Raw genomic sequence first — 8,338 nt, 5'->3', positions numbered from 1 at the left:
CCCTCGGCGCGCTCGCGTCCAGCCCGCACCGCCTCCCGGATCAGCGTCAACTCCCGCTCCAGCGCGGCCGGTTCGGGGAAGTTCTCGTCCCGTTCCAGCAGGACACCGGGCGGGGCGGTACGGGAGGCGAGGTCGGTCAGGATGTCGAGCACCGGGCGCGGCACGGGGTGCGCATGGCTGTCGTGCCAGACGCCGTCACGCTCGAAGCCGCCCGCGACATGGACGTAGGCGAGTGCCTCCAGCGGCAGCTCGGCGAGCGCCTGCCCCGGGTCCTCGCCCCGGTTGACATGATTGGTGTGCAGGTTGGCCACGTCGATCAGCAGTCGTACGCCGGTGCGCTCGACCAGCTCGGACAGGAACTGCCCCTCGGTCAGCTCCTCGCCCGGCCAGGAGAACAGCGCGGCGATGTTCTCCAGGGCCAGCGGCACCGGAAGGGCGTCCTGTGCGATGCGCACGTTCTCGCACAGCACGTCCAGGGCGTCCCTGGTGCGCGGCACCGGCAGCAGATGCCCGGCCTCCAGCCGGGGGGAGGCGGTGAGCGGGCCGCCCGCGCGGACGAACGCGATGTGCTCGGTGACCAGGGGGGAGCCGAGGGCCTCCGCGCGCTCCGCCAGCGCCGTCAGGCGGCCCGCATCGGGGCGGTCGGCGTCGCCCAGGCCCAGGGAGACGCCGTGCGGGATCACCGTCACCCCGCGCTCGCGCAGCCGTAGCAGCGACTCCGGAAGGTGGCCGGGGCAGACGTTCTCCGCCACGACCTCCACCCAGTCGATGCCCGGCATGCGCTCCACGGCGTCCGCGATCTCCGGCCGCCAGCCGATCCCCGTGCCCAGTCGGCGCATGGCTCCCCCTCCTTCGAACGACGAGTCCCTCCCGCGAATGACGGACGTATGGCCCCGACGGCCGGACCCGAATCACCTCCGGGGCGTGTTCAGAGCAACATTTGAGCTTCAGCCCCGTGCCGGCCACGGCCGGCGCGGAGACGAGGACGTGCTCGGGGAATGTCACCGTGGTGCCCAGGGTGGCGGCGACGTCCCAGGCATGCACCACATAGTCGACGAAGTGGAAGCCGACCCCTCGGCCACCCCGAACGCCGCCCAGATTCGGCGGCGCGAACTCCCGTTCCCTCACGCCCGGTTCCGCGAAGGCCGAGAGGACTGTGACGGCGGCCGACCGGTGTGCCCCGGCGGGCTCGCTCATCTCCTCGTCCTCCCGTCAGTGATCCGGCTCCCGCCCCGCTCCGCGCGCCGCCGCGGCGAACCCCAGGTGCTGCGCGGTCATCGAGTTCCACGAAGTCCGCTCCGGTCGCAGTCATGGCCCGAGCACAAAACAAAGCGAACGATCGTGCTTATTTTTTGGCAGCTGTGCAACCAGTCGTGCTCCCAGGGGGCAGCCAGGTCAGGGGACTTGGAGGAGCGGGACCCCGTCCACGGCAGCAGCGCGCAGTCGTGCCGCGATACCCACCCGGGCCCTGCGGTACGCGGTCTCCTCGTCGTGCAGGACCGACAGGGCGTTCGCCGTCTCCAGCAATGCCACCAGTTCGAAGGCGAGTTGCGGGACATCCGTGTCGGCGCGCAGCTCACCCGCCGCACGCGCCTCCCGGATCGTGCGCTCGACATGGGCCGACCAGTCGCGCTGCGCGCGGACCACGGCGTCGTGCACGGGGCCGGACCGCGCGTCGAACTCGGCCATGGCGCCGTAGAAGAAGCAGCCGCCCGGGAAGACCCGGCCGCGCGAGTACTCCAGCCACAGCTCGCACAGCCGCCACACCCGGCCGGCGCCTGCCGGGCTCTCGGCGGCAGGACGGAGCACCCGCTCGGTGAAGATCCGCGCCGCCTCCTGCACCGTGGCCAGCTGCAGTTCCTGCTTGGAACCGAAGAGCGCGAACACCCCGCTCTTGCTCAGCTCCAGCTCGGCGGCGAGCCGGCCGACGGTGAGCGCCTCCAGACCCTCGACCGAGGCGATGTCCACCGTGCGGCGCAGCACCAGCCGACGGGTGCGATTGCCCCGCTCGACCCGCCCGTCGACCCGCGTCATCCGTCTCTCCTAGCGCAGCGCGGGGTGGTCGGCGACGACCGTGCAGGAGCCCGGCGCGATCTCCGTGAAGCCGGCGTCCCGTACCACCGGCAGCCCGCTGCCGGTCAGCCGGTTCCAGTCGGCGGGGTCGGCGCTGCGGACGTTCAGCGCGAAACCCGCGTCCCGCCAGGCGGTGCGCTCCGCGTCGGACAGCGCCCACCAGGCCAGCTGGGCGCCGTGCCCGGCCTGGGCCATCGCCTTCCCGGCCGACATCTCCAGCTCCGGGTTCAGCCACAGCACGGGCTGCGCCGGGCCGGCGGCGACGGGCGGCTCCGGGTCCTCCAGCTCGGTGCCCGACACCTGCAGCTTGGCCAGGTCCTTGGGCCAGCCGTCGAGCGGGATCGGCGGGAAGGCCCGCACCTGTGCGGACTTTCCGGTCACCGTGATCCCGGGCAGCGCCTCGGCCCGCCGCCACTCGGTGCCCCGGGCCCGCCGCACGACCTTCCGGATCCGCGCGTCCTCCCAGCTCCGCACGGCCTCGGCCCACTCACCGTCCCCGTGCGCCCGCTCGTCCGCGAGCAGCACGAGCACCGCCCGGGCAGCCGTCTCCAGCGCATCGGTACGCGCGGGCGGCGCACCCCGCTCGATCCGTACGACGAGGGGCAGCACGAACTGGGGTGCTTCGTCGCGCGTATTCCGCTCGGCCTGGAAGGGGCTGTCTCCGGGGGACGGCAAAACTTGGCTCACACCGGCCAACCCTAAGGGGCGCAGGGCTGTGTCTGATATGCGGCTACCGCCGCCAACGGCTGATATGAGGCTACCGCCGCCAACGGCTTGGTCACCGGTTCGGAGACGGGCCGGCGGCCTTCGGTGGCTGTGTGGCGTCGACGATCGTTCAGTAGGTCCTGTCGTCCTCGTCGCTCATGTCTCCAGCCCGGGCCGCTCAGCGGTGTCCGCTGCTCGCGCCGATCAGGTCGGAGACCTTCACGAACCGGTAGCCGCGTCGGCGCAGTTCCGGGACGACCGCGCGGACGACCTGCTCGGTGGTCGGGGCGGCGCTGAGGGTGCAGTGCATGATGACCACCGAGCCGGGCTTCACCCCGTCCAGCACCTGCTGGGTGACGGCGTCGGCGTCCGTGGCGAACGCGTCGCCGCTCACCACGTCCCACTGCACCGCGGTCAACCCGAGCCCGCTCAGCGTGCGCAGCGCCCGCTTGTCGTAACAGCCGCCGGGAAAGCGGAAGTAGGGCAGCGCGTGCGGCACGCCCGCCTGATGCAGGGAGGCGTACGCCCGCTCCACATCCGTCCGCATGTTTCCGGCTCCGATCGTCGGCAGGCCGTAGCAGTCGTCGGTGAACGCGTAATGGCTGTAGGAGTGGTTGGCGACCTCGAACAGCGGGTCGTGGCCGAGGCTGCGGGCCTCGGTCGGGTACTCGTCGGCCCAGCGGCCGGTCATGAAGATCGTCGCCGGCACCTTCAGCGCCCGCAGGGCGCCGATGAGATCCGGGTTGTCGAAGTGCTCGCCGGCGGCGGCACGGGGACCCTCGTCGGAGGTCATGTCGGCGTCGAAGGTCAGCGCGACGGTCTTGCCCAGGGAGCGCGGGCCGTGCTCGAAGACCGGGGTCAGGCCGCCGGGGCCGGGGGCCAGCACGGGCGGGTGCGAGGCGGACGGGGAGGCGGAGACGGGGGACTTGGCCGGGGCCGGGCGGGCACCGCCCGCGGGGTCCGCGGTACCGCAGGCGGCGAGAGCCGCGCCCAGGGCACAGACGGTGGTGATATGGCGTAGTCGTGGGATCACCATATGAAAATAGGACTGAATGATCGTCTATATGTCGATATGTTCGGCGGGCCGCGTCACGGTCACCCGCACGGCGGCGTTCTCGCGGATTCCTGTGCTCCGGCGGCCGGGTGTTCGCCGGTGCTCAAACGGAAGCGGCAGCGGAGCGCGTATCGGCACTCCGCTGCCGTCGACGGCGTGGCGACCTCACGCGCACCTACGGAACTCGCTCACGGACTCGTCCGCGCGCGCGTGAGGTCGCCACGCATTCCCCTGCCGGCGGTGCGGAGGCCGCCCGGCCCACCGGACGCCAGGCCCACCATCGTCTTCCGCCGTCAAGGGCATCTGAGTGGGCCGCTCAGTCGGCGCTGTTGTTGCAGCCCATGGTCGAGCCGATGTGGGTGCCCTGTGCACCGGGGTCACCCTCGCCGTTGAGCGCGTTGCCGAGCAGGCCGTTGAGGATCCCGACCTCGCCGAGGACGTCGAGATTCAGGTCGTGGTCCTTACACTGGGAGCTCTGCATGTCGCCGTGCTCGTGCCCGCCTTCGCCGCCGGCGTACGCGGTGCCGGCGGTTGCGAGTCCGACGGTGCTGAGAGCTGCGACCAGAACGGCGGCCCTGCGAAGTCTGTGCATGTCATCTCCATGGTGTGAGAGCGGAAGCGGTCTGCAACAGATCGACCTCTTACAGTCACGGAGATTAGTATTAAAATCGCCCAAAACGGACAGCGACGCGCCGTAATTCGTGGGACTATCTGCGCCCGTATCGGCCGGTCAGCGTGCCTGCGGCGAGGGTGTGACCGGACAGCGCCCGCAGCAGGTCGGCAGGCGAGGCCCCTGCCGCGAGCGACAGTCGGCGGTCGGTGGCGTAGACCGTGAGGACGTAGTGGTGCGGGCGGTCTCCGCGCGGTGGGCAGGGGCCGCCGTAGCCGGGCCTCTTGAAGTCGTTGCGGCCCTCGGTCGCTCCCTGCGGATGTTCCCCGGCGGCCAGTTGCCTCGTGTGCGGGTCGATGCCCCACGCCAGCCAGTGCGTGAACGTGCCGTGCGGGGCGTCGGGGTCCTGCAGAAGCAGGGCCAGCGAGGCCGTGTGCGGGGGTACGGCGGTGAGGGCCAACGGGGGCGACACGTCCGCGCCGTCGCAGGTGTGGCGGCGCGGGATGGTGCCGCCGTCGCCGTACGCGGTGCTGGTGACGGTCAGCTGCCGGCCGACGGTGGGGGAGGGCGTGGCGCCCTGTTTGCCGCCGCTGTCCCCGCAGCCCGTTACGACGCTCATCGCGGCCGCCGCGGCCACGGCCATCACCCAACTCCTGCGCATGCCCGGCACGCTAGGGCATGTCCGGCGGATCCTGTCGCAGACGCGGGGGCCGGCACGCCCATCCGCGCCGTCGATTTCCCGCGACCTGACCCGCCGGACGGACCCTAGTCCGACGGGCGTTCTCCGTCACCGTTCGGCACGTGCTGCTGGTTGCCTCGCTCCAGGAAGTGCAGCAGCTCCACCGGGATGGGCAGGACCAGCGTGGAGTTCTTCTCGGCGGAGACCGCCATCACCGTCTGGAGCAGCCGCAGCTGCAGCGCGGCGGGGGTGTCGGCCATCTGCTGCGCGGCCTCGGCCAGCTTCTTGGAGGCCTGGAGCTCGGCGTCGGCGTTGATGATCCGGGCCCGGCGCTCCCGGTCGGCCTCTGCCTGGCGGGCCATGGACCGCTTCATCGTGTCCGGCAGGGAGACGTCCTTGATCTCCACCCGGTCGACCTGGATGCCCCAGCCGACGGCCGGGCTGTCGATCATCAGCTCCAGCCCCTGGTTGAGCTTCTCGCGGTTGGAGAGCAGATCGTCCAGGTCGCTCTTGCCGATGATCGACCTGAGGGACGTCTGGGCCATCTGCGACACCGCGAACTTGTAGTCCTCGACCTTCACCAGGGCGCTCTCCGCGTCGATCACCCTGAAGTAGACGACCGCGTCCACACGGACGGTGACGTTGTCGCGCGTGATGCCCTCCTGGGCCGGGATCGGCATCGTCACGATCTGCATGTTGACCTTCTGCAGCCGGTCCACGAAGGGGATGATCAGCGTGAAACCCGGCGTCCGTGCATCTCTGGTGACGCGTCCGAGCCGGAACAGCACACCGCGTTCGTACTGCTTGACCACGCGCGCCGCCATGGCCAGATAGATCACACCGGCGGAACCCGCCGCCGCGATCGCGCCCAGCAGCTCCTGGAGCATGGTGACCTCCTCACGGAGAGGTCCGCTTTTGTCCGCTGCTGCAACCATAAGCCGGTTGGGCCGCTCTGCCGAGGGGTCCGGGCGGACCGGGCCGGGATGCCGAGGGGCGTCGGCGTCCCGGCCCGGAGACAGCGGCCGTCAGACGGCCTGGGCCGCCGTCACCCGCACCGGTTCCTTCCCCGCCGCGCCGTGCCGTTCCGCCCAGTTCTCCAGGGCCGTACGGCAGGCGTGGTCGAGGTGGTGCAGGCCGGACAGGTCCAGGCGGACCGGGCGGTCCTCGGGGAGCGACTCCAGGCTGTCCAGGATCTTCGGCAGCCGCAGGAAGGTCGCGTTGCCCGCGACATGGACGTCGACCGGGCCCGCGCCCTTGTCGATCACCTCCAGCTTGACGTGCGAGGCCTCCCAGGCCGTCTTGACCACGGCCAGGGCGAGACCGATCAGCACCCCTTCGAACATGCTGACCGCCACGATGGACAGGGCGGTGACGGACAGGATCAGCGCCTCGCCCCGGTGCTCGCGCCACAGCCCGGCCAGCGTCCGCACCGGGACCAGCTTGGCGCCCGAGTGGATCAGGATGCCCGCGAGCGCCGGGATCGGTATGTAGGCCAGCACGTCCGGCAGCAGCGCCGCGAACAGCAGCAGCCACATCCCGTGCAGCACCCGCGAGGCCTTCGTACGGGCGCCCGCCTGGACGTTGGCCGCGCTGCGCACGATCACCGCGGTCATCGGCAGCGCGCCCAGCAGCCCGCACACCGTGTTGCCGGCGCCCTGGGCGAGCAACTCCTTGTCGTACTCGGTGCGCGGCCCGGTGTGCAGCCGGTCCACGGCGGCCGCGCTGAACAGCGACTCGGCGGAGGCGATCAGTGTGAAGGCGACGATCGTGCCGAGCAGCCCGACACCCGCCAGCTCGCCGAACGCGCTGAGCGGCGGCGGCTGTACGGCGCCCAGCAGGCCCCGCACCTCCACCGTCGCCACCGGCAGGTCCAGCGCGAACGCGGCCACCGTGGCCAGGCCGACCGCGGCCAGTGGACCGGGCAGCGTACGCCCGCTCGCCGGGATGTGCCGCCACAGCAGCAGCACCGCGATCGTGCCCGCGCACACCGCGAGCGAGGCCACGGCCCTGCCGTCGCCGAAGGCGTCCAGGAACGCCCCGGGCAGCCCGGCGATCTTGGCCGGTCCGGAATCGGGGGCCTTGGTCGCCAGCGCCGGGTACAACTGCCCGGCGACGAGCACCAGTCCGATTCCGGCCAGCATTCCCTCCACGACGGAGACCGAGATGGCGCGGAAGTAGCGGCCCAGCCGCAGCAGGCCCATGCCCATCTGGAGGACTCCGGAGGCGAGCACGACCACGCCGAGCGCGGGCAGCCCGAACTCCTTTACCGCCTCGAAGACGAGCACGGTCAGGCCGGCCGCCGGACCCGACACCTGCAGGCTGCTGCCGCGCATCAGCCCGGTGACGAGTCCGCCCACGATGCCGGTGATCATGCCGAGTTCGGCCGGGACCCCGGAGGCGACGGCCACGCCCACGCACAGCGGCAGCGCGACCAGGAAGACGACGAGGGATGCGGCGAAGTCCTGCCGCAGATACGGGAAGCGGGATATGAGGCTGGTGCTGTCGCTGGTCATCGGCGCGCTCACAGGGACTCGAAGGTGTCGGTCTGCGGGCGGTGCGCCCGTACGGCTCCGGTATGCACCTCGTAGTACCAGGCGTGCAGGCCGAGTTGACCCACCGCCAGTTTCCGCTCGACGCACGGGTACGAGCGCAGCCGCAGCAACTGGGTCAGGGCGTGGGCCTGTACGCCCTCGGCGACCTCCGGGTCCTCGGCCACGCCGGCCGGGCGCGGGGTGGCGTGCGCGAGCCAGTCACGCACGGCGGGTACGGCCGTCAGATCGTCGCCGCGCACCAGCGCGCCGACGGCACCGCAGTGCGAGTGACCGCAGACGACGATGTCGCGGACGCCGAGCACCTCGACGGCGTACTCGATGGTGGCGGCCTCGCTCGTGGGGTGGAGCGAGGTGTGGGGCGGGACGATGTTGCCCGCGGTGCGCAGCTCGAAGAGCTGGCCGGGGCGGGCGCCCGTGATCAGGGCCGGGACGACCCGGGAATCGGAGCAGGTGATGAACAGGACCTGCGGGGACTGGCCTTCGGCGAGCTTGGCGAACTCCTCAGGGCGCTGTCCGAAGGTACGGGCGTTGTCGATGAGGGGCTGCATATGTGTGGGTTCCTCCTGGCGCGCCTGCACGGGCGCGTCGGACTTGAACGACGGTTGTGGGGGGAGAGCGGGTGCCGGTCAGCAGCGGAAGACCTGGAGTGCTGCCGGGGTGTGGGC

Annotated in this window: 9 protein-coding genes; all 9 read right to left on the bottom strand. The window is 71.5% G+C overall.

The features are described from left to right. A partial coding sequence (locus M878_RS99715) for an MbnB/TglH/ChrH family RiPP precursor modification enzyme (protein ID WP_023545937.1) occupies positions 1–839 on the bottom strand: 839 nt, incomplete at its 3' end. A 556-nt stretch (positions 840–1,395) separates the two neighbouring features. Further along, positions 1,396–2,034 (bottom strand): TetR/AcrR family transcriptional regulator, encoded by a 639-nt coding sequence (locus M878_RS59145; protein ID WP_023545936.1) that lies wholly within the window; start codon positions 2,032–2,034, stop codon positions 1,396–1,398. 9 nt (positions 2,035–2,043) lie between these two features. Further along, positions 2,044–2,760, bottom strand: a complete 717-nt coding sequence (locus tag M878_RS59140) for an aminoacyl-tRNA hydrolase (protein WP_031224600.1) — start codon at positions 2,758–2,760, stop codon at positions 2,044–2,046. A 196-nt stretch (positions 2,761–2,956) separates the two neighbouring features. Next, the gene (locus tag M878_RS59135; protein ID WP_037730515.1) at positions 2,957–3,811 is read right to left on the bottom strand and encodes a polysaccharide deacetylase family protein; all 855 of its coding nucleotides are present in this window, start codon (positions 3,809–3,811) and stop codon (positions 2,957–2,959) included. Between the two features lie 337 nt (positions 3,812–4,148). Further along, positions 4,149–4,424 carry a hypothetical protein gene (locus M878_RS59130; RefSeq protein ID WP_023545933.1) on the bottom strand — a complete coding sequence of 92 codons (276 nt, stop codon included), beginning with the start codon at positions 4,422–4,424 and terminating at the stop codon, positions 4,149–4,151. A 115-nt stretch (positions 4,425–4,539) separates the two neighbouring features. Then, on the bottom strand, positions 4,540–5,103 hold the full coding sequence (locus M878_RS59125) for a YbhB/YbcL family Raf kinase inhibitor-like protein (RefSeq protein WP_245238070.1): 564 nt from the start codon (positions 5,101–5,103) through the stop codon (positions 4,540–4,542). Between the two features lie 104 nt (positions 5,104–5,207). Continuing rightward, a complete protein-coding gene (locus tag M878_RS59120) occupies positions 5,208–6,008 on the bottom strand; it encodes a slipin family protein (RefSeq protein WP_023545931.1) in 801 nt (266 codons plus the stop codon). Between the two features lie 138 nt (positions 6,009–6,146). Next, on the bottom strand, positions 6,147–7,634 hold the full coding sequence (locus M878_RS59115; RefSeq protein WP_023545930.1) for a SulP family inorganic anion transporter: 1,488 nt from the start codon (positions 7,632–7,634) through the stop codon (positions 6,147–6,149). Positions 7,635–7,642: 8 nt separating this feature from the next. Beyond that, complete coding sequence (locus M878_RS59110; protein WP_023545929.1) at positions 7,643–8,221, bottom strand: carbonic anhydrase; 579 nt, start codon at positions 8,219–8,221, stop codon at positions 7,643–7,645. Positions 8,222–8,338: the final 117 nt, after the last annotated feature.

Source organism: Streptomyces roseochromogenus subsp. oscitans DS 12.976 (genome assembly GCF_000497445.1).
Lineage (GTDB): Bacteria > Actinomycetota > Actinomycetes > Streptomycetales > Streptomycetaceae > Streptomyces > Streptomyces oscitans.
The sequence above is the reverse complement of the archived record's forward strand: the minus strand, read 5'-3'. Positions and strand labels throughout refer to the sequence as shown.

Bases quoted from the DNA above. Each gene is read 5' to 3' on its own strand.
- M878_RS59145 (WP_023545936.1), bottom strand. From the start codon at position 2,034: ATGACGCGGGTCGACGGGCGGGTCGAGCGGGGCAATCGCACCCGTCGG.
- M878_RS59130 (WP_023545933.1), bottom strand. From the start codon at position 4,424: ATGCACAGACTTCGCAGGGCCGCCGTTCTGGTCGCAGCTCTCAGCACC.
- M878_RS59125 (WP_245238070.1), bottom strand. From the start codon at position 5,103: ATGCGCAGGAGTTGGGTGATGGCCGTGGCCGCGGCGGCCGCGATGAGC.
- M878_RS59120 (WP_023545931.1), bottom strand. From the start codon at position 6,008: ATGCTCCAGGAGCTGCTGGGCGCGATCGCGGCGGCGGGTTCCGCCGGT.
- M878_RS59115 (WP_023545930.1), bottom strand. From the start codon at position 7,634: ATGACCAGCGACAGCACCAGCCTCATATCCCGCTTCCCGTATCTGCGG.
- M878_RS59110 (WP_023545929.1), bottom strand. From the start codon at position 8,221: ATGCAGCCCCTCATCGACAACGCCCGTACCTTCGGACAGCGCCCTGAG.